The sequence below is a fragment of the Streptomyces sp. NPDC002994 genome, assembly GCF_040611155.1.
Classification (GTDB): Bacteria; Actinomycetota; Actinomycetes; order Streptomycetales; family Streptomycetaceae; genus Streptomyces.
Genome location: NZ_JBEXNQ010000008.1, coordinates 283,374 through 303,305 on the forward strand (window position 1 = coordinate 283,374; position 19,932 = coordinate 303,305).

General features: G+C 68.1%; 21 protein-coding genes and 4 tRNA genes. 8 read left to right on the forward strand and 17 right to left on the reverse strand.

The window, feature by feature from the left end; all coding sequences use genetic code 11:
- Positions 1-19: 19 nt before the first annotated feature.
- The 8 genes from rpoB to ABZX79_RS13645 form a co-directional block, all read right to left on the reverse strand.
- Positions 20-3,502: a DNA-directed RNA polymerase subunit beta gene (gene rpoB, locus ABZX79_RS13610; protein WP_355255594.1), complete on the reverse strand. Its 3,483-nt coding sequence runs from the start codon at positions 3,500-3,502 to the stop codon at positions 20-22.
- A 549-nt stretch (positions 3,503-4,051) separates the two neighbouring features.
- Positions 4,052-4,435 carry a 50S ribosomal protein L7/L12 gene (rplL, locus tag ABZX79_RS13615; RefSeq protein WP_355255597.1) on the reverse strand — a complete coding sequence of 128 codons (384 nt, stop codon included), beginning with the start codon at positions 4,433-4,435 and terminating at the stop codon, positions 4,052-4,054.
- 109 nt (positions 4,436-4,544) lie between these two features.
- The gene (rplJ, locus tag ABZX79_RS13620; RefSeq protein WP_214974375.1) at positions 4,545-5,075 is read right to left on the reverse strand and encodes a 50S ribosomal protein L10; all 531 of its coding nucleotides are present in this window, start codon (positions 5,073-5,075) and stop codon (positions 4,545-4,547) included.
- Between the two features lie 345 nt (positions 5,076-5,420).
- A complete protein-coding gene (rplA, locus tag ABZX79_RS13625; protein ID WP_215135474.1) occupies positions 5,421-6,143 on the reverse strand; it encodes a 50S ribosomal protein L1 in 723 nt (240 codons plus the stop codon).
- A gap of 105 nt (positions 6,144-6,248) precedes the next feature.
- On the reverse strand, positions 6,249-6,683 hold the full coding sequence (gene rplK, locus ABZX79_RS13630) for a 50S ribosomal protein L11 (RefSeq protein WP_028812391.1): 435 nt from the start codon (positions 6,681-6,683) through the stop codon (positions 6,249-6,251).
- A 161-nt stretch (positions 6,684-6,844) separates the two neighbouring features.
- Complete coding sequence (gene nusG, locus ABZX79_RS13635; RefSeq protein WP_355255602.1) at positions 6,845-7,759, reverse strand: transcription termination/antitermination protein NusG; 915 nt, start codon at positions 7,757-7,759, stop codon at positions 6,845-6,847.
- Positions 7,760-7,832: 73 nt separating this feature from the next.
- Entirely contained in the window at positions 7,833-8,120 is a 288-nt protein-coding gene (gene secE, locus ABZX79_RS13640; RefSeq protein WP_355255605.1) for a preprotein translocase subunit SecE, read from the reverse strand.
- Between the two features lie 106 nt (positions 8,121-8,226).
- Positions 8,227-8,299, reverse strand: a tRNA-Trp gene (locus ABZX79_RS13645).
- Between the two features lie 205 nt (positions 8,300-8,504).
- Between ABZX79_RS13645 and ABZX79_RS13650 the strand changes: the two genes are divergently transcribed.
- Both ABZX79_RS13650 and ABZX79_RS13655 read left to right on the forward strand, forming a co-directional pair.
- The gene (locus ABZX79_RS13650) at positions 8,505-9,731 is read left to right on the forward strand and encodes a pyridoxal phosphate-dependent aminotransferase (protein ID WP_355255608.1); all 1,227 of its coding nucleotides are present in this window, start codon (positions 8,505-8,507) and stop codon (positions 9,729-9,731) included.
- A 122-nt stretch (positions 9,732-9,853) separates the two neighbouring features.
- On the forward strand, positions 9,854-10,873 hold the full coding sequence (locus ABZX79_RS13655) for an adenosine deaminase (protein ID WP_355255611.1): 1,020 nt from the start codon (positions 9,854-9,856) through the stop codon (positions 10,871-10,873).
- On the opposite strand, the gene ABZX79_RS13660 is transcribed toward ABZX79_RS13655, so the two are convergent.
- Positions 10,870-11,463 (reverse strand): TetR/AcrR family transcriptional regulator, encoded by a 594-nt coding sequence (locus ABZX79_RS13660; RefSeq protein ID WP_355255614.1) that lies wholly within the window; start codon positions 11,461-11,463, stop codon positions 10,870-10,872. The two genes, ABZX79_RS13655 and ABZX79_RS13660, sit on opposite strands and share 4 nt — an antisense overlap.
- 98 nt (positions 11,464-11,561) lie before the next feature.
- Here ABZX79_RS13660 and ABZX79_RS13665 point away from each other — a divergent pair, with 98 nt between their 5' ends.
- The gene (locus ABZX79_RS13665) at positions 11,562-12,200 is read left to right on the forward strand and encodes an NAD(P)H-binding protein (RefSeq protein ID WP_355255617.1); all 639 of its coding nucleotides are present in this window, start codon (positions 11,562-11,564) and stop codon (positions 12,198-12,200) included.
- 329 nt (positions 12,201-12,529) lie between these two features.
- Here the strand turns inward: ABZX79_RS13665 and ABZX79_RS13670 are convergent, their stop codons facing one another.
- From ABZX79_RS13670 to ABZX79_RS13695, 6 genes are all read right to left on the reverse strand, one after another.
- Positions 12,530-13,585, reverse strand: coding sequence for a UDP-N-acetylmuramate dehydrogenase (locus ABZX79_RS13670; protein WP_355255620.1), 1,056 nt, complete (start codon positions 13,583-13,585; stop codon positions 12,530-12,532).
- 153 nt (positions 13,586-13,738) lie between these two features.
- Positions 13,739-14,167: a MaoC family dehydratase gene (locus ABZX79_RS13675; protein WP_355255623.1), complete on the reverse strand. Its 429-nt coding sequence runs from the start codon at positions 14,165-14,167 to the stop codon at positions 13,739-13,741.
- Positions 14,167-14,619, reverse strand: coding sequence for a MaoC family dehydratase N-terminal domain-containing protein (locus ABZX79_RS13680; RefSeq protein ID WP_355255626.1), 453 nt, complete (start codon positions 14,617-14,619; stop codon positions 14,167-14,169). Before ABZX79_RS13680 ends, ABZX79_RS13675 begins: the two co-directional genes overlap by 1 nt.
- Before the next feature lie 100 nt (positions 14,620-14,719).
- A complete protein-coding gene (rpmG, locus tag ABZX79_RS13685) occupies positions 14,720-14,884 on the reverse strand; it encodes a 50S ribosomal protein L33 (RefSeq protein ID WP_003956487.1) in 165 nt (54 codons plus the stop codon).
- 88 nt (positions 14,885-14,972) lie between these two features.
- Positions 14,973-15,045 (reverse strand) — tRNA-Met (locus tag ABZX79_RS13690).
- Positions 15,046-15,092: 47 nt separating this feature from the next.
- Positions 15,093-15,165: transfer RNA gene (locus tag ABZX79_RS13695), tRNA-Thr, on the reverse strand.
- A gap of 211 nt (positions 15,166-15,376) precedes the next feature.
- On the opposite strand from ABZX79_RS13695, the gene ABZX79_RS13700 reads away from it, so the two are divergent.
- Together ABZX79_RS13700 and ABZX79_RS13705 are read left to right on the forward strand one after the other, a co-directional pair.
- Positions 15,377-16,636, forward strand: coding sequence for an amidohydrolase family protein (locus ABZX79_RS13700; RefSeq protein ID WP_355255628.1), 1,260 nt, complete (start codon positions 15,377-15,379; stop codon positions 16,634-16,636).
- An 87-nt stretch (positions 16,637-16,723) separates the two neighbouring features.
- The gene (locus ABZX79_RS13705; protein ID WP_355255631.1) at positions 16,724-17,380 is read left to right on the forward strand and encodes an SDR family oxidoreductase; all 657 of its coding nucleotides are present in this window, start codon (positions 16,724-16,726) and stop codon (positions 17,378-17,380) included.
- 68 nt (positions 17,381-17,448) lie between these two features.
- Here ABZX79_RS13705 and ABZX79_RS13710 read toward each other — a convergent pair.
- A tRNA-Tyr gene (locus tag ABZX79_RS13710) sits at positions 17,449-17,530 on the reverse strand.
- Between the two features lie 221 nt (positions 17,531-17,751).
- Here ABZX79_RS13710 and ABZX79_RS13715 point away from each other — a divergent pair.
- The 3 genes from ABZX79_RS13715 to ABZX79_RS13725 all read left to right on the forward strand — a co-directional run bounded on the left by ABZX79_RS13715 (position 17,752) and on the right by ABZX79_RS13725 (position 19,574).
- Entirely contained in the window at positions 17,752-18,240 is a 489-nt protein-coding gene (locus ABZX79_RS13715; protein ID WP_214974403.1) for a YajQ family cyclic di-GMP-binding protein, read from the forward strand.
- A 156-nt stretch (positions 18,241-18,396) separates the two neighbouring features.
- Complete coding sequence (locus ABZX79_RS13720; RefSeq protein ID WP_355255634.1) at positions 18,397-18,921, forward strand: methylated-DNA--[protein]-cysteine S-methyltransferase; 525 nt, start codon at positions 18,397-18,399, stop codon at positions 18,919-18,921.
- Positions 18,918-19,574: an alpha-ketoglutarate-dependent dioxygenase AlkB gene (locus ABZX79_RS13725; RefSeq protein WP_355255637.1), complete on the forward strand. Its 657-nt coding sequence runs from the start codon at positions 18,918-18,920 to the stop codon at positions 19,572-19,574. The genes ABZX79_RS13720 and ABZX79_RS13725 overlap by 4 nt, the downstream gene beginning before the upstream one ends.
- Before the next feature lie 40 nt (positions 19,575-19,614).
- Here the strand turns inward: ABZX79_RS13725 and ABZX79_RS13730 are convergent, their stop codons facing one another.
- Positions 19,615-19,884 (reverse strand): GlsB/YeaQ/YmgE family stress response membrane protein, encoded by a 270-nt coding sequence (locus ABZX79_RS13730; protein ID WP_355255640.1) that lies wholly within the window; start codon positions 19,882-19,884, stop codon positions 19,615-19,617.
- Between the last annotated feature and the right edge of the window lie 48 nt (positions 19,885-19,932).

Sequence of the window (19,932 nt, forward strand, 5' to 3'; positions counted from 1 at the left end):
GCAGCGGCCGGACAACCCGTCAGACCTCTTCGACGCTGCTCGGCTCGCGCCGGGACAGGTCGATACCGAGCTCTTCCGCAGCGCGGAAGACGTCCTCGTCGGTGTCGCGCATCTCGATGGACATGCCGTCCGAGGACAGCACCTCCACGTTGAGGCACAGGGACTGCATCTCCTTGATGAGCACCTTGAAGGACTCGGGGATGCCGGGCTCAGGAATGTTCTCGCCCTTGACGATGGCCTCGTAGACCTTCACGCGGCCGGTGACGTCGTCGGACTTGATGGTCAGCAGTTCCTGGAGGGCGTAAGCGGCGCCATAAGCCTCAAGCGCCCACACCTCCATCTCACCGAAGCGCTGGCCACCGAACTGGGCCTTACCACCCAGCGGCTGCTGGGTGATCATCGAGTACGGACCGGTCGAACGAGCGTGCAGCTTGTCGTCGACCAGGTGGTGGAGCTTGAGGATGTACATGTAGCCGACCGAGACCGGCTCCGGGAAAGGCTCACCCGAGCGGCCGTCGAACAGGTTGGCCTTGCCCGAGGGCTGCACCATCCTGTTGCCGTCGCGGTTCGGGATCGTGGACTCGAAGAGACCCGAGATCTCGTCCTCGCGCGCACCGTCGAAGACCGGGGTGGCGACGTTGGTACCGGGAGCGACCTCGTCGGCCCCGATCACCTTCAGACGCTCCATCCAGTCCTCGCCGCCCTCGACCTTCCAGCCCTGACTGGCGAGCCAGCCCAGGTGGATTTCGAGGACCTGTCCCGGGTTCATTCGGGACGGGACACCCAGCGGGTTGAGGATGATGTCGACCGGGGTGCCGTCCTCCATGAACGGCATGTCCTCGATCGGCAGGATCTTCGAGATGACGCCCTTGTTGCCGTGACGGCCGGCGAGCTTGTCACCATCGGTGATCTTGCGCTTCTGCGCGACGTAGACACGAACCAGCTGGTTCACGCCCGGCGGCAGCTCGTCGCCCTCTTCGCGGTCGAAGACACGGACACCGATGATCTTGCCGACCTCGCCGTGCGGCACCTTCAGTGAGGTGTCGCGCACTTCGCGCGCCTTCTCACCGAAGATCGCGCGCAGCAGTCGCTCTTCCGGCGTCAGCTCGGTCTCACCCTTGGGCGTGACCTTGCCGACGAGGATGTCACCGGCGACGACCTCGGCACCGATACGGATGATGCCGCGCTCGTCGAGGTCCGCGAGGACCTCTTCGGAGACGTTCGGGATGTCCCGGGTGATCTCCTCCGGGCCGAGCTTGGTGTCACGGGCGTCGACCTCGTGCTCCTCGATGTGAATCGAGGAGAGGACGTCGTCCTGCACCAGACGCTGGCTGAGGATGATCGCGTCTTCGTAGTTGTGACCCTCCCACGGCATGAACGCCACGAGCAGGTTCTTGCCGAGCGCCATCTCACCCTGCTGGGTGGCGGGCCCGTCGGCGAGGACCTGGCCCTCGACGACCCGGGCGCCCTCGTCCACGACAACCTTCTGGTTGACCGAGGTGCCCTGGTTGGAGCGGGAGAACTTCGCGATCCGGTACGTGGTGTACGTACCGTCGTCGTTGGCGACGGTGACGTAGTCCGCGGAAACCTCCTGGACCACACCGTCCTTCTCCGCCTTGATGACGTCACCGGCGTCGACCGCACAGCGGTATTCCATGCCGGTGCCGACGAGCGGCGCCTCGGACGTGATCAGCGGCACGGCCTGACGCATCATGTTCGCGCCCATGAGCGCGCGGTTCGCGTCGTCGTGCTCGAGGAACGGGATCATCGCGGTGGCGACCGACACCATCTGGCGCGGCGAGACGTCCATGTAGTCGACGTCGTCGCCCGGGATGTAGTCGATCTCGCCGCCACGACGGCGGACGAGCACGCGCGACTCGGTGAAGCGCATGTCCTCACCCAGCGTCGCGTTGGCCTGCGCGATGACGAAACGGTCTTCCTCATCGGCGGTCAGGTAGTCGACGTCGTCGGTGACGACACCCTCGACCACCTTGCGGTACGGCGTCTCGACGAAGCCGAACGCGTTGACGCGGCCGTACGAGGCGAGCGAACCGATCAGACCGATGTTCGGGCCTTCGGGAGTCTCAATCGGGCACATACGGCCGTAGTGAGACGGGTGCACGTCACGGACCTCGAAGCCGGCCCGCTCACGGGAGAGACCACCCGGGCCAAGCGCCGACAGACGGCGCTTGTGGGTGAGACCCGACAGCGGGTTGTTCTGGTCCATGAACTGCGACAGCTGGCTGGTGCCGAAGAACTCCTTGATGGAGGCGACGACCGGCCGGATGTTGATCAGGGTCTGCGGCGTGATCGCCTCGACGTCCTGAGTCGTCATCCGCTCACGTACGACGCGCTCCATACGAGCCAGACCCGTGCGGACCTGGTTCTGGATGAGCTCGCCGACGTTACGCAGACGACGGTTGCCGAAGTGGTCGATGTCGTCGGTCTCGACGACGATGCTCCGGCCCGACTCGCCGACCGTCTCGACCTCGCCGGCGTGCAGCCGGACCAGGTACTTGATGGTGGCGATGATGTCCTTGCTGGTGAGGACACCGGCGTTCAGCGGCTCATCGGCGCCGAGCTTCTTGTTCACCTTGTAGCGGCCGACCTTCGCGAGGTCGTAGCGCTTCGGGTTGAAGTAGAGGTTCTCGAGCAGCGTCTGAGCAGCCTCACGCGTGGGCGGCTCGCCCGGGCGGAGCTTGCGGTAGATGTCGAGCAGCGCGTCGTCCTGGCCCTGGGTGTGGTCCTTCTCCAGGGTGGCGCGCATGGACTCGTACTCGCCGAACTCTTCGAGGATCTGCTCGGTGGTCCAACCGAGAGCCTTGAGGAGGACGGTCACGGACTGCTTGCGCTTGCGGTCGATGCGGACACCGACCATGTCGCGCTTGTCGATCTCCATCTCCAGCCAGGCACCCCGGGAAGGGATGATCTTGGAGGAGAAGATGTCCTTGTCGGACGTCTTGTCGATGGAGGAGTCGAAGTAGACACCCGGCGAGCGGACCAGCTGCGACACCACGACACGCTCGGTGCCGTTGATGACGAAGGTGCCCTTGTTGGTCATGAGCGGGAAATCGCCCATGAAGACCGTCTGGGACTTGATCTCGCCGGTCTCGTTGTTGGTGAACTCTGCGGTGACGAAAAGGGGAGCCGCGAACGTGAAGTCGCGCTCCTTGCACTCGTCGATCGAGTTCTTCGGGGGCTCGAACCGGTGGTCGCGGAACGTCAGCGACATCGACCCGGAGAAGTCCTCGATCGGCGAGATCTCCTCGAAGATCTCTTCCAGACCAGACTTGGTGGGGACGTCCTGTCCGCTCTCGAGAGCGGCCTCGACGCGACCCTTCCAAGCGGCATTACCGAGCAGCCAGTCAAAGCTCTCGGTCTGCAGCGCGAGGAGGTTAGGAACCTCGAGGGGCTCCTTGATCTTTGCAAAGGAGATGCGCAGCGGGGCGGTGCTGGCGCCGTTGTTCGTATTAGAGGTCGAGGCGTTGCGCGAGGCGGCCAAGAGGGGGTCCTTCCGAGGGCTCGGACTCACTACGCGCGTACCGGTCCCAAGCTGGCACAGCGGCAGAAGTCCCTGGTCGGGGATGTCGGCCGTCGATGCTCGAGCGAGGGTATGCCCCTGGTGACGGGCAGGAGGCAGCTAACAGGCAGCGCAAAGGGTCAGTGTAGCCACTTGGCCCACTGATGTCCAGTGCGGGTTGTTTGACACCCTCGCTGTACTCAACTCCTGCGGAAAGCCACGCGCTGTATGCGCATATCAGTACTGCCCTCTACGTCGCCGATCCATGCCTCGGATCCGGATCGGTATGACGACGCGTCCTGAGAATTGCGCGCCTCGTGCGGTTCGTCAAGGGCCCCCCGCTCTCCACAGAGATCGTCACTGGCCAGAGCGCCGTACGGCGCACGGCCACCCGCGGGGCGTACGGCGAAGATCACGATACTCGCCGCAGCGCCAAGAGCAAGGAAGGCGTCCCGGGAACGCCTGAGGGCGACCACCCGAATGGGTGATCGCCCTCAGAACGTGAGCAGCTGAGTCAGAGACTCAACAAGGTCACTTGACCTCGACAGCCGCGCCGGCGGCCTTGAGGGACTCGGCGGCCTTCTCAGCGGCCTCCTTGGCGACCTTCTCGAGGACCGGCTTCGGAGCGCCGTCGACGAGGTCCTTGGCCTCCTTCAGACCCAGCGAGGTCAGCTCACGCACGACCTTGATGACCTGGATCTTCTTGTCGCCGGCACCGGTGAGGATGACGTCGAACTCGTCCTGCTCCTCAGCGGCCTCGGCGGGGGCGCCGGGGGCACCCGGGGCGACGGCGGCAACCGCGGCAGCGGCGGTGACGTCGAACTTCTCCTCGAAGGCCTTCACGAACTCAGAGAGCTCAATGAGGGTCATCTCTTCGAACTGCGCGAGCAGGTCGGCCTGGGCGAGCTTCGCCATGATGGCGTCCTTCCACTAATTCGGCTGGTGCCGATGTACATGTGAGGCGGGCGTACTTCCGGCCCGCTGCGACCTGCGCCTGTCGGCGTCGGTCAAAAAGCGAGCCGAATTACTCGGCACCGCCCTGCTCGGCCTGCTTGGCACGAAGCGCCTCCGCGGTGCGGACGAACTTCGACGGAAGCGCCTTGAACAGCGAAGCGGTCTGCGACTGCTTGCCCTTCATCGCGCCCGCCAGCTTGGCGAGCAGAACCTCGCGGGACTCGAGGTCCGCGAGCTTCTTGATCTCATCGGCGGACAGCGCCTTACCGTCAAGGACACCGCCCTTGATGATCAGGTTCGGGTTCTCCTTGGCGAAGTCACGAAGACCCTTCGCCGACTCCACCGGGTCACCGGTGATGAAGGCAACCGCCGTCGGACCTGCGAACAGGTCGTCCAGCGTGTTGATCCCGGCCTCGTTGGCCGCGATCTTGGTCAGCGTGTTCTTCACCACGGCGTACTGGGCGTTCTCACCGAGCGAACGACGCAGCGTCTTGAGCTGCGCCACAGTGAGACCCCGGTACTCGGTCAGCACGGCGGCGTTCGAGCTACGGAACTGGTCCGCGAGCTCGGCTACCGCGGCAGCCTTGTCGGGCCTTGCCATAGAGCGTCGGCCTCCTTCCGGGTGATGAGGACCGCTCAGAAGGGGCTGGGCAAACAAAACGCCCCGGCGCAGGCGCACGGGGCTTGGCTCGACCGGCTGTGCTCTTTGAAGAGCATGTCCGGGAGCTTTCCACGACACCTACGCGGGTCGTCCGCACCTAGCGGATCCTTCGGCCACCGCACCTTCTTGCGAAGGCGCAGCAACGACCAGCGGTCTTTGGCTTCTGGAGGAGACTACGCGAACAGGTCACCCACAAGCAAATCGGGCCCCGCGCCTCCCCGAGGGGAGGTACGGGGCCCGATCAGAGCCACTCAGTGACCCGAGCCGTCAGGCTCGGCCCGGCTGTCAGACAGCGGCCGGGTCTTCCTCGACGAGGAGGTTACGGGTGCGGTTCTGGTCCAGCGGGATGCTGGGGCCCATCGTCGTGGCCAGGGCGGCCTTCCTGATGTAGCGGCCCTTGGCGGCGGACGGCTTGAGACGGAGGATCTCCTCCAGCGCCGCGGCATAGTTCTCGACCAGCTTCGTCTCGTCGAAGGAGACCTTGCCGATGATGAAGTGCAGGTTCGAGTGCTTGTCGACGCGGAACTCGATCTTGCCGCCCTTGATGTCCGTGACAGCCTTCGCCACGTCCGGGGTGACCGTTCCGGTCTTCGGGTTGGGCATCAGACCACGCGGACCGAGCACGCGGCCGAGGCGGCCGACCTTGCCCATGAGGTCCGGGGTGGCGACGACGGCGTCGAAGTCCAGACGGCCCTTCGCAACCTCGTCGATGAGCTCGTCGGAGCCGACGATGTCGGCGCCGGCGGCCTCCGCGGCCGCAGCACGGTCACCGGTCGCGAAGACCAGGACCCGGGCGGTCTTGCCGGTGCCGTGCGGCAGGTTCACGGTGCCGCGGACCATCTGGTCGGCCTTGCGCGGGTCGACACCCAGACGCATGGCGACCTCGACGGTGCCGTCGAACTTCGTGGTGGAGGTGTCCTTGGCGATACGGACGGCCTCGAGCGGGGCGTACAGACGCTCCCGGTCGATCTTCGCGTCCGCGCTGCGGAAGTTCTTGCTGCGCTTCACTTCTGCTCCTGTTGGCAGTTACACCATGCGGCTTCCGCCGCGTGGGAGATGGAGTCGTGGTGCGGACCAGCGCTTGGCCCTACCACTGAGGTGCTACGGGGACTTTCAGCCCTCGACGGTGATGCCCATGGAACGGGCGGTACCGGCGATGATCTTGTCCGCGGCCTCGAGGTCGTTGGCGTTCAGGTCGGGGAGCTTGACCGTCGAGATCTCACGCACCTGAGCGGCGGTGAGCTTCGCGACCTTGGTCTTGTGGGGCTCGCCCGATCCCTTGTCCACACCTGCGGCCTTGAGGATCAGCTTCGCGGCCGGCGGGGTCTTCGTCACGAAGGTGAAGGAGCGGTCTTCGTAGACCGTGATCTCCACCGGCACGACCATGCCACGCTGCGACTCGGTCGCGGCGTTGTAGGCCTTGCAGAACTCCATGATGTTGACGCCGTGCTGGCCCAGCGCGGGGCCGACCGGCGGAGCCGGGTTGGCCGCGCCGGCGTTGATCTGGAGCTTGATGAGCCCCGTGACCTTCTTCTTCTTGGGAGGCATTGCTCTCTCCGGGTCCTAGTGAGAGTTTCCTGCCATCCGATCACCGGACGGAGGCATACCGCACCACGATAACGGGTATCGTGCTGCGGCTAAAAACCGAGCAGGTCAGACCGGCTGCGAGAGCCGGTCTGACCTGGTCGGAAGCGTGGGTCCAGAGAAGATCAGTTCTTCTGGATCTGGTCGAAGCTGAGCTCGACCGGGGTCTCGCGACCGAAGATCTCGACGAGGCCCTTGACCTTCTTCGAGTCGGCGTTGATCTCGTTGATCGTCGCCTGGAGGGTCGCGAAGGGGCCGTCGGTGACAGTGACCGAGTCGCCCACCTCGAAGTCCAGAACCTGGACCTCCATCTTGCGGCTGGGCGCCGGCTTGCCCTCGGCCTCGGCGGCCTCGCGGGCGGCCTTCTCCTCGGCCTCCGGGGCGAGCATCTTGACGATCTCGTCCAGGGTCAGCGGGTACGGGTCGTAGGCGTTGCCGACGAAGCCGGTGACGCCGGGGGTGTTGCGGACAACGCCCCAGGACTCGTTGGTGAGGTCCATGCGGACCAGGACGTAACCGGGAAGCTTGTTCTGGCGGACGTTCTTGCGCTCGCCGTTCTTGATCTGAACGATCTCTTCTTCGGGGACTTCAGCCTGGTAGATGAATTCCTCGACGTTCAGCGAAACGGCGCGCTGCTCCAGGTTCGCCTTCACACGCTTCTCGTACCCGGCGTACGTGTGGATGACGTACCACTCGCCCGGCAGGGTGCGGAGCTCCTCGCGGAGCGCGGCGACCGGGTCGGCCGGAGCCTCGGCCTCGACGGCCTCTTCCTCGGTGTCCTCGGTGGACTCGACGTCCCCACCGGACTCGACGTCTCCACCGGACTCGGCGTCGGCGTCGGCGTCGACGACATCCTCGTCGGACACGTCGGACTCATCGGACTCGACGTGCACAGCGGACTCTTCCGCCGGCTCGCTCGCAGCGACGTCAGCAGCTTCCGCCTGGTCCGGGTCCTCGGCGTCCGCCGCCTCGACGATGTCGAGCTGGTCCTCGGCGGACTCCTGCGACTCGATGGCGTCGTTCAGGTTCGGGTCAGACACGGTGGCTGCTTCTTCCTGGATACATATGGGTGGAACGGCGAAAGGGGCGCCGGGTGAGGCGCCCTACGCGGGATCAGCCGAAAACGTACTTGACGGCTCGGGCGAAGCCCATGTCGATCACGGTCACAATGCCGATCATGATGACGACGAAGACAATCACCACGGTGGTGTACGTCGTCAGCTGGCTGCGCGTCGGCCAAACGACCTTGCGCAGCTCTGCGACGATCTGGCGGTAGAAGAGCGCGAGACGGCCCAGAGGGCCCTTCTTGCCGCGCTTGCCGCCTTTGCGAGACTTCTTGGTGGAGTCCGGCGTCTCGTCCTGGGCATCAGGCATGTCGATGGAGCCCACGGCGTCCGTCACGCTACTCACCTGATTCCGGGTCGTGGCCGTGCCGCGCCCGGTGGAGCCGCACGGCAGTGCATAGAAGTACGTACATGCGCACACATCCTGGCGAAGATGTGTGTAGCAGGGCCGGAGGGACTTGAACCCCCAACCGCTGGTTTTGGAGACCAGTGCTCTACCAATTGAGCTACGACCCTTTGTGGTTCCCCCAACCTACCGCATCCGACCGGGTGCACGGAGTGCGCACGGAGGAGCTGCCGCTGAGGGGCCAACGACGAGTGAGTGTACGTGCTCACAAGCCCGGCGTCGAACAGATACGGCCTGACCACTTCCGGTCCGCACGGTGTCCGCCCTGCGGGATCCGTGTGCTGAGCGGGTTTGCGGTCTGGGACGATGGCCCGCATGAGCGCTGCAACTCCTCCCACCGAGCGCCGGGTCTCAGCCCGAATCGGCGCGATTTCCGAGTCCGCGACCCTTGCCGTGGACGCCAAGGCCAAGGCCCTGAAGGCGGCCGGTCGTCCGGTCATCGGCTTCGGCGCGGGCGAGCCCGACTTCCCTACGCCCGGCTACATCGTCGAGGCCGCGATCGAGGCCTGCCGCAACCCGAAGTACCACCGCTACACGCCGGCCGGCGGGCTCCCCGAGCTCCGGGCCGCGATCGCCACGAAGACGCTGCGTGACTCCGGTTACGAGGTGGACGCCTCGCAGGTCCTGGTCACCAACGGCGGCAAGCAGGCCATCTACGAGGCGTTCGCCGCGATCCTGGACCCGGGCGACGAGGTCATCGTCCCGGCGCCCTACTGGACGACGTACCCCGAGTCGATCCGTCTCGCCGGCGGTGTCCCGGTCGACGTCGTGGCCGACGAGTCCACCGGCTACCGGGTCTCCGTCGAGCAGCTGGAAGCGGCCCGCACGGAGAAGACCAAGGTCGTCCTCTTCGTCTCCCCGTCCAACCCGACCGGCGCGGTCTACACCGAGGCCGAGACCGAGGCCATCGGCCGCTGGGCCGTCGAGCACGGGCTGTGGGTGCTGACGGACGAGATCTACGAGCACCTGGTCTACGGCGACGCGTCCGCCGTCTCCCTCCCGGCCGTGCTGCCGGAGCTGCGGGACAAGTGCATCGTGGTCAACGGTGTCGCCAAGACGTACGCGATGACCGGCTGGCGGGTCGGGTGGATGATCGGCCCGAAGGACGTCATCAAGGCCGCGGCCAACCTGCAGTCGCACGCCACCTCGAACGTCTCCAACGTGGCGCAGGTCGCGGCGCTGGCCGCCGTCTCCGGGAACCTGGACGCGGTCGCCGAGATGCGTTCCGCGTTCGACCGCCGCCGCAAGACGATCGTGCGGATGCTCAACGAGATCGACGGCGTCGTCTGCCCGGAGCCGGAGGGCGCGTTCTACGCGTACCCCTCGGTCAAGGGGCTGCTGGGCAAGGAGATCCGCGGCAAGCGCCCGCAGACCTCGGTCGAGCTGGCCGCGCTGATCCTGGACGAGGTCGAGGTGGCGGTCGTACCGGGCGAGGCGTTCGGTACGCCGGGCTACCTGCGGCTGTCGTACGCGCTGGGTGACGAGGACCTGGCCGAGGGTGTGTCGCGGATGCAGAAGCTGCTGGCCGAGGCCCGCGACTGAGCACCTGCTACTTGAGTAGGCGGGCTCCCGGCTTCGGCCGGGAGCCCGTTTCTGCGTTCGGGGAAGTACTCGTTCGGGCAAAGACGCTTCCGGGCGGCAGTCGGGTGCGGCAGGATCTTGGGATGTTGAGTGCGCGCGATGTCCGACTGCTGCCGAAGGCCCATCTGCATCTGCATTTCACCGGGTCGATGCGGCCAGGCACGCTTCTCGATCTGGCCGACAAGTACGGCGTACACCTGCCGGAAGCCCTGACGAGCGGGGAGCCGCCGAAGCTGCGGGCGACCGACGAGCGCGGCTGGTTCCGTTTTCAGCGGCTGTACGACGCCGCCCGGGCGTGTCTGCGCGAGCCCGAGGACATCCAGCGGCTGGTGCGCGAGGCGGCCGAGGAGGATGTGCGGGACGGCTCGGGCTGGCTGGAGATCCAGGTCGATCCGACGTCGTACGCGCCGATGCTGGGTGGCCTGATTCCGGCCCTGGAGATCATCCTCGACGCGGTGGACAGCGCCTCGCGGGAGACCGGGCTCGGGATGCGGGTGCTGGTCGCGGCGAACCGGATGAAGCACCCGCTGGACGCGCGGACGCTGGCGCGGCTCGCGGTGCGGTACGCGGACCGCGGGGTCGTCGGCTTCGGGCTGTCCAACGACGAACGCAGGGGCATGGCAAGGGATTTCGACCGTGCCTTCGCGATCGCGCGGGAGGGCGGGCTGCTCGCGGCGCCGCACGGCGGGGAGCTGACCGGGCCCGCGTCCGTACGGGACTGCCTGGACGATCTGCGCGCGACGCGGATCGGGCACGGCGTACGGGCTGCGGAGGACCCGCGGCTGCTCCGGAAGCTGGCCGAAAAGGGCGTGACCTGCGAGGTGTGTCCGGCCTCGAATGTGGCGCTGGGTGTGTACGAGAAGCCCGAGGACGTGCCGCTGCGGACGCTGTACGACGCCGGGGTTCCGATGGCGCTGGGCGCGGACGACCCGCTGCTGTTCGGGTCGCGGCTGGCGGCGCAGTACGAGCTGGTGCGGCGCCACCACGGCTTCACGGATGCCGAGCTGGCGGAGCTGGCCCGGCAGTCGGTGCGCGGGTCGGCCGCGCCCGACGACGTACAGGCGAAGCTGCTCGCCGGGATCGACCATTGGCTGGCCGGCTAGCCGATGCCCTTCAGCAGGGTGCGGGCGAGGGCGGCGGCGAAGTCGTCGACGGACTGCGGGGGCGTCTTGCCGATGGTCGCGTCATAGGCGAAGGCGCGTTGCGCGCAGGCGCCGAGGAGTAGTGAGGCGGCCGCGAAGGTGTCGGCGTCGGGGCTGATGCGGCCGGCTTCGCGTTCGGCGCGCAGGTAGGTGTCGAGGCCCTCGATGGGCGTGTGGGGGCCCGTGCCCATCTCCTGCAATACGTCGTCGTGGCGGCGCTTGAGCTTGGTCTCGGCGTAGAGCGAGGCGGCGATCGGGAAGCTCTCCGCGTAGAAGTGGGTGGCCTGGCGGGCGATCTCGGTGAGGTTCTCCTCGACGGACCGCTCCCCCGGGTCGACGAGGAGGCGGTGGAGGAGCGGGCCGATCTCGGGCAGGCGTTCCTTCAGCACGCCCACAAAGAGTTCCTCCTTGCTGGCGAAGTGCTTGTAGAGCGCGGCCTCCGAGCAGTCGGCGGCCCGGGCGATCTCCTTGGTGGTGGTACGGGCCAGGCCGATGGTGCGCATGAGCTCGTGGGAGGCGTCGAGGATCCGCTCCCGGGCCGGCTTCTGCATGTGCGCTCCAAGAAGGCTTGACGGGTGAGTGAACACTCACCCACTCTGGTGGTGATGTGCAGTGAGTGAATACTTACCCACCCGAGGAGTTGCACGCAATGAAGATCACTGTTTTCGGCGCGACCGGCGGCATCGGACAGGAGATCGTCAAGCAGGCGCTGGCCGCGAGACACGAGGTCACGGCAGTGGTGCGTGATCCGGCGCGGTTCAAGGTGACGGGGCGGGGCCTGGAGGTCTTCACGGCGCAGCTGGGCGACGGGGACGCGGGGGCCTTGCGGCCGGCGGTCGCGGGGCGGGACGCGGTGTTTTCCGGTCTCGGTGCGCGCGCCCGTAAAGACGCGGGCATAGCGGCGACCCTCACGCGCCCGGTGCTACGGGCGATGGAGGCGGAGGGCACGCGACGGCTGCTGGCGGTCAGCGCGGCTCCGCTCGGGCCGGCGCCGGAGGGGCAGCCGGTCGTGGACCGGATCTCGCTGGCCGTGATCAGCGCGGTCCTCAAGGACATCTACGCGGATCTTCGGGTCATGGAGGAGGAGCTGGCGCGGTCGGCGACGGACTGGACGTCGGTGCGGCCGCCGCGGCTGCTCGACCGGCCGTTGACGGGTACGTACCGGATGGTCGTGGGCGGGAGTCCGCGCAGCGGCAGGACCATCGGGCGAGCGGATGTCGCGCACGCGATGCTGGCGATGCTGGACGACCCGGCAACGGTGAAGCGGGGGGTGGGCGTCGCGTACTAGGCGGCGTGGCGCGCATGCCGTGCCCTGCGGGGGCCTTTCCCCTACCCGCCCCTTCCCGCTGTGACACTTCGCGGCTCCGCCGCGTGGGGGCAAGCCCTAGCCCCCAGACCACACAGACGCCCTCCGGGCGTGTCCTCAAACGCCGGACGGGCTGGAATTTGCTGGCGCCAGCCCCCGTCCGGCAACATCCAGCCCCTCCGGCGTTTGAGGAGCGGGTCTGGGGCCAGCGCCCCACGCGGCGGAGCCGCGAAGTGTCACAGCCGGGAAGGGGCGGGTAGGGGACAGCGCCGCAGGCACCCGCACCCGCACCCGCACCCGCGCCCCCGCGGCTACAGGCTGACGCCCACGGTCACCGGCTCGTTCACCAGCGTTACTCCGAACGCCTCGCGGACCCCGGCGACCACCTCGCGCGCGAGCGCCAGCAAGTCCTCCGTGGTCGCTTCGCCGCGATTGGTGAGGGCCAAGGTGTGCTTCGTGGAGATCCGGGCAGGACCCGCCCCGTACCCCTTCGTGAAGCCCGCCTTGTCGATCAGCCACGCCGCGGACGTCTTGGTCCTGCCGTCACCCACCGGGAACGCCGGCGGCGACACATCCGCGCCGAGCCTCTCCCCCACGCGGGCGACAAACGCGGCGTACTCCTCACCGGTCAGGATCGGGTTGGTGAAGAAGGACCCCGCCGACCACGTGTCGTGGTCCTCCGGGTCCAGGACCATGCCCTTGCCCGCGCGCAGCTTCAGCACGGTCTCGCGGGCGACAGCGGCGGGCACCCGGTCGCCGGCCTCGACACCCAGCGTGCGCGCGGTCTCGGGGTACTTGATCGGCGCCGACATACCCCCCGCGTCCTCCAGCGCGAAGCGGACGCGCAGGACCACGAAACGCTCCGGGTCCTGCTTGAAACGGCTGTGGCGGTACGAGAAGTCGCACTCGTCGGCGGGGATGGTGACCGTCTCTCCCGAGCGGCGGTCGTAGGCGACCACCTCGGTGATGACGCCGGCCACCTCCTGGCCGTACGCCCCGACGTTCTGGATCGGGGTCGCGCCGGCCGAGCCGGGGATGCCCGCGAGGCACTCGACGCCCGCGAGGCCCGCTTCGACGGTGCGGGCGACGGCGTCCGTCCAGACCTCGCCGGCAGCCAGTTCCAGCGACGTACCGTCCAGGTGGAAGCCGGTGGTCGCGATGCGCAGGGCGGTGCCGTCGAAGCCCTTGTCGCCGATGACGAGGTTGCTTCCGCCGCCGATGACGAGCAGCGGGGTGCCGGCCGCGTCGGCCTCGCGGACGGTGGCGATCACCTCGTCGTCGGTGGTGGCCGTGACGAGACGGGTCGCTGGGCCGCCGAGCCGGAAGGTGGTCAGGGGGGCGAGGGGGGCGTCGTGGAGTTCCTGCACGGGGACAAGCGTACGGGGCCCCTCTGACAGCCATCTGCCAGCCAGAGGCGCCCCGTATCCCGCCACATCAGTGCACGAGTTCCTTCTCACGCTCCGCCGGCGCGGGAACGGCCGCCTCCCGCCGCGACGGGATCAGCAGCGCCACCGAGTGCGTCAGGCCAGCTGGACCACGGCGCGGGACATGCCCAGCACCTTCTGGCCGGCGCTCATCGCCGTCAGGTCCACCCGGACCCGGTTGTCCTCGAGCAGGGCGGCGACCTTGGCGCTGACCTCGATCAGCGCACCCTTGTCGTCGTTCGGGACTATGACCGGCTTCGTGAAGCGCACGCCGTACTCGACCACGGCGGCCGGGTCGCCCACCCAGTCGGTGACCACGCGGATCGCCTCGGCCATGGTGAACATGCCGTGCGCGATCACGTCCGGCAGCCCGACCTCGGTGGCGAACTTCTCGTTCCAGTGGATCGGGTTGAAGTCGCCGGAGGCGCCCGCGTACCGCACCAGCGAGGCGCGCGTCACGGGGAAGGACTGCGCCGGCAGCTCGGTGCCGACCTCGACGTCCGTGTAAGAGATCTTCGCCGCCATCACGCCTCCTGGACCGCGCGTGCGACGAGCTTCGTCCACGCCGTCACCACATGCTCGCCGGACTCGTCGTGGACGTCCCCGCGGATGTCCAGGATGTCGTTGCCGGCCATCGACTTGACCGCCTCTATGGTCGAGGTGACCGACAGCCGGTCCCCCGCACGCACCGGGCGCTTGTACGCGAACTTCTGGTCGCCGTGCACCACACGGCTGTAGTCCAGGCCGAGCTGCGGGTCCTGGACGACCTGCCCCGCCGCCTTGAACGTGATGGAGAAGACAAAGGTCGGCGGTGCGATCACATCGGAGTGACCGAGTGCCTTGGCGGCTTCCGGATCGGTGTACGCGGGATTGGCGTCGCCCACTGCCTCGGCGAACTCGCGGATCTTCTCCCGGCCGACCTCGTACGGTGCGGTGGGCGGATAGGCCCGCCCCACGAAGGACTGGTCGAGCGCCATGGACTCGTACCTCCTGATGCGTGATGCGTGATGAATTGACTGGATCAAACGACGCGAGGCCGCCCCCGAAATGGGGACGGCCTCGCATACGAGCCTGTGTTTAGCGGGTTTCGCGGTGCGCGGTGTGCGAGTTGCAGCGCGGGCAGTGCTTCTTCATCTCAAGACGGTCCGGGTTGTTACGCCGGTTCTTCTTGGTGATGTAGTTCCGCTCCTTGCACTCCACGCAGGCCAGCGTGATCTTCGGGCGGACGTCGGTGGCAGCCACGTGAGTGCTCCTTGGACGGACGGTTGACGGATGAACGCATAAAAGAGTAGCCGATCGAAGGACCGACCCCACAATCGGCTACCGTGTGTAGCGGTGACCGGACTTGAACCGGTGACACAGCGATTATGAGCCGCTTGCTCTACCGACTGAGCTACACCGCTTTGATGCCGGATCCCCCCGCCCGAAGGCGGGGATCACCGATCACCAGAGCCCCAATACGGAATCGAACCGTAGACCTTCTCCTTACCATGGAGACGCTCTACCGACTGAGCTATTGGGGCGAGCGATGAAGACATTACACGCTCGCCCGCCGATCGCCCAAATCCGTTTCTCCCACTCCTCCGCCTGCCCACCACACCGGTCTCGTACGCCACTCGTGCCCACACCGGTACGACTATTTCGCTCCTCCTCGAAGGCTGGTTTGCGGCCCCCTAGGCTCGACTCACGCTGCGTGATCTTGATCTTGCACGCCCGAGCCCCACCAGGAGCCCGATGTCCGACAGCCAGCCGCAGCCGCCCCGTTCGTCCGGCGGCAACCCTGGGAACAGCGACGGCTTGCCCAGCACCGACAGCAGCACGCTCCTGCTCTGCGCGGCCCGTCTGACCGACGGCCGCACGGTGGACGTACGGCTCAGCGGCGGCCGTATCGAGGCCGTCGGAACCGTCGGCAGCCTGCCCGCGGTGGGCGCGCGCGTGGACCTCGGCGGCCATCTCCTGCTCCCCGCCGCCGCCGAGCCGCACGCCCACAGTGACACTGCTCTCACCGCCGACGCCGGCGGCCCCGTCTCGTACAGCACCGAGGACGTCCAGCGCCGCACCACCGAGGCGGTGCTGCTGCAACTGGGGCACGGTGCGACCGCGGTGCGCTCGCACGTACGGATCGGGGACGTGCAGGGGCTCAGGTCCATGGAGGCGGTGCTGCAGGCGCGGCGCTCGCTGCGCGGGCTGGCCGATCTGACCGCCGTGGCCGTGCCGCGGCTGCTCACCGGGCTGGCGGGCGCCGACGGCCTGTCCATGCTGCGGGACGCCGTGAAGATGGGCGCCGGTGTGGTGGGTGGCTGCCCGGACCTCGATCCCGACCCGGCCGGGTTCACGGAAGCGGTCCTGGAGATCGCCGCCGAGCACGGCTGCCCCGTGGACCTCCATACGGAGGGTGACGATCCGGCCCGGCTGGCGCGGCTCGCGGCGATGGCGGGCGGACTGCGGCCCGGGGTCACCATCGGTCCGTGCGCCGGGCTCTCGCGGCTGCCCCTGGACGCCGCGACGCGCGCCGCCGGGCAGTTGGCAGCCGCCGGCATCACCGTGGTCTGTCTGCCGCAGGGCGACTGCTCGGGGGTGGAGCGGCGGGGCGCCGGGCCGGCTCCCGTACGGCTGCTGCGGGCGGCCGGGGTACGGGTAGCCGCGGGCAGTGGGGCGCTGCGGGACGTGGCCAATCCGGTGGGGCGGGGGGATCCGCTGGAGGCTGCCTATCTGCTGGCCTCGCAGGGCGGGATGCGGGCCGCTGACGCGTACGGCGCTGTGAGTTCGGCGGCGCGGGAGGCGATGGGGCTGCCCGAAGTGCGGGTGGAGGCGGGCTTCCCGGCCGAGCTGGTCGCCGTACGGGGGGACCGGATCGCGGGCGTGCTGTCCCTCGCGTACAGCCGCGTCGTCATCCACCGCGGGCGTGTCGTGGCACGTACCAGCGCGGTCCGCGAGTACTGCGACTCGGCGGCCGCCGTCGCGCTCGACCTGCCGCGGCAGGGGCGGGGTTGAGCTGGTTCGAGCCGTTTTCCGGCGCGATGCGATCCGATGGCGCCCGGCCCTGAGCACGCGCGCGCCGGGGCGCGTACGGTCGGAAACATGCGCATTGTCATCGCAGGTGGACATGGTCAGATCGCGCTGCGGCTGGAGCGGTTGCTCGCCGCGCGCGGGTACGAAGCCGCGGGCATCATCCGTGATGCCCGGCAGAGCGAGGATCTGCGGGCGGTGGGCGCCGAACCGGTCGTACTGGACCTGGAGTCGGCCTCCGTCGAGCAGGTCGCCGAGGTACTGGACGGCGCCGACGCCGCCGTCTTCGCGGCGGGCGCGGGGCCCGGCAGCGGTACGGAGCGCAAGGACACGGTGGACCGGGGCGCGGCCGTGCTGTTCGCGGACGCGGCGGAGCGGGCGGGCGTACGCCGCTATCTCATCGTGTCCTCGATGGGCGCCGACGCGGATCGGGCGGGTGACGAAGTGTTCGACGCGTACCTGCGCGCCAAGGGTGCGGCGGACGCGGACGTACGCTCGCGAACCGGGCTTGACTGGACGATCCTGCGGCCGGGCAGCCTGACGAACGACGCGGGGACCGGGCTTGTGCACCTCGGGGTCTCGACGGGGCGTGGTCCCGTGCCGCGTGACGACGTGGCGGCTGTGCTGGCCGAGCTGCTGGACACGCCGTCGACGGCGGGGCTGACGCTTGAGCTCATCAGCGGGTCGGTGCCGGTCTCGGTCGCGGTGAAGGACGTCGCCGGTAATTGACCGACCGTACGAACGAAAAACCCCCTCCGGTCTGCGTTTCTGCAGTCCGGAGGGGGTTTCCCTACCTGTGGCGGCGCCAGGATTCGAACCTGGGAAGGCTAAGCCGGCGGATTTACAGTCCGCTCCCATTGGCCACTCGGGCACACCGCCATGGGATGTCGCTTTGGTAGACCGCTTGCGCGGTGTTCCGTGGCAACGACGTAAACGATACCTGATACCCAGGGGTGCTTCGCCACTGGATTGATCAGCACCCGGGGCAGGTGCGGGTGGCTAGGCTTTACGGGAGCGGCCCGGGACGCCCGGCCGCGCACCCTGCCCGGTGAGGCACCCGATACCGGTATCCCCGCCCCCGATCAAAGGAGCCACAGGACATGGCCGACTCCAGTTTCGACATCGTCTCGAAGGTCGAGCGGCAGGAGGTCGACAACGCCCTCAACCAGGCCGCGAAGGAGATCTCGCAGCGCTACGACTTCAAGAACGTCGGCGCCTCGATCGATTGGTCGGGCGAGAAGATCCTGATGCAGGCCAACTCCGAGGAGCGGGTCAAGGCGATCCTCGACGTCTTCGAGACCAAGCTGATCAAGCGCGGGATTTCACTCAAGGTGCTGGACGCCGGCGAGCCGCAGCTGTCCGGCAAGGAGTACAAGATCTTCGCGTCCATCGAGGAGGGCATCTCCCAGGACAACGCCAAGAAGGTGGCGAAGATCATCCGCGACGAGGGCCCCAAGGGCGTCAAGGCTCAGGTCCAGGGCGACGAGCTGCGGGTCAGCTCGAAGAGCCGTGACGACCTCCAGGCCGTGCAGGCGCTGCTGAAGGGCAAGGACTTCGACTTCGCGCTGCAGTTCGTGAACTACCGGTGACCGGCTGCTGATCCGGCGGTTCGCATCGGGACGGGGGTGGAGGCGGCGCGGTCGGCTCCCTCCCCGTCGCGATGTCCGAATACCGCCAGCCGCGGCGGGCCCCGCGTCGCAGACTCGTCGTAACGGGCGACGTAATGCGAGGGAAGGGAATCAGCCATGACGCTCTACGCGACCATGGACAGCCCACTGGGCGAACTGCTGCTGGTCGGCGAAGAGTCCGCGACGGCCACCGGCGGCACGGCGCTGGCCTCGCTGTCCGTGCCGGGGCAGAAGGGCGGGGTCGCTGTCGAGGACGTGCCCGACGCGTGGCGGCGTGATCCCGGGGCCTTCGAGGAGATCGCGCGGCAGGTACGGGCGTACTTCGGCGGGGAGTTGACGCGCTTCGACGTGGAGTACGCCGTGGGTGTGGGCACGGGCTTTCAGCTGCGGGTCTGGGAAGCGCTGGAGAGCATTCCGTACGGGACTACGACTTCGTACGGGAAGCTCGCCGAGCGGATCGGGGTCTCGCGGGCCGCTGTGCGGGCGCTGGGGGCGGCGATCGGGCGTAATCCGCTGCTCGTCGTGCGGCCGTGCCACCGGGTGATCGGGGCGGACGGCTCGCTGACCGGATACGCGGGTGGGCTCGAACGCAAGCGGCAGCTGCTGGAGCTGGAGCTTGAGGGAGTCGGGGCGCGGCCGTGACCGGGCTGTTCCCCCGTGAGCGGGCGCAGATCGCGCCGGGGGCCGTGCACGTGCCCGGCTGGCTGTCGGCGGCCGAGCAGCGGGAGCTGGTCGCGGCGTGCCGGGAGTGGGCGCGGGGGCCGGTGCCGATCCGGCATACGCGGCTGCCGAATGGAGGCGTCATGTCGGTGCGGACGGTGTGCGTGGGGTGGCACTGGCAGCCGTACCGGTACACGCGCACGGCTGATGACGTGAATGGCGCGCGGGTCGCGGAGTTTCCTGAGTGGCTGGTCGAGCTGGGGCGGCGGGCTCTGGTCGATGCGTACGGGGACGAGGCGGCGGCGCGGGCGTACGCGCCGGACACCGCGCTCGTCAATTTCTATGACGGTGACGCGAAAATGGGGATGCACCAGGACAAGGACGAACGGTCCGGGGCTCCTGTGGTGTCGCTGAGCATCGGGGATTCGTGCGTCTTCCGGTTCGGCAACACGGAGGGGCGGGGGCGGCCGTACACGGATGTTGAACTGATGTCGGGTGATTTGTTTGTGTTCGGGGGGCCGTCGCGCTTCGCGTACCACGGTGTGCCGAAGGTGCTGGCGGGGACGGGCGATCCGGCGAACGGGATGACGGGCGGGCGGCTCAACCTCACGTTGCGGGAGACGGGGCTGCGCTAGCTGCGTGGGGACGGTGGCCGCAGTGGCTGTCGTGGCTGCCCTATCGCGAGCGCGAGTGGCCGAAAAGGATCCGGTAGACGACCAGGAGAGCCAGCGCGCCGCCGATGGCCGCGGCCCAGGTGGCGCCGTCGTAGAACTCGTTGGCGATCGGGCGGTCCAGGTACCGGGCCGAGGCCCAGCCGCCGATGAACGCGCCCGCGATGCCGATCAGGGTTGTGCCGATCAGGCCGCCCGGGTCGCGCCCGGGGAGCAGGATTTTGGCTGCGGCTCCGGCGAGCAGCCCGAGAACGATCCAGCTGATGATGCTCATGTGCCTTGAAGACGTACCGGGACGTCGAGTGGTTGCGCACGTCAGTAG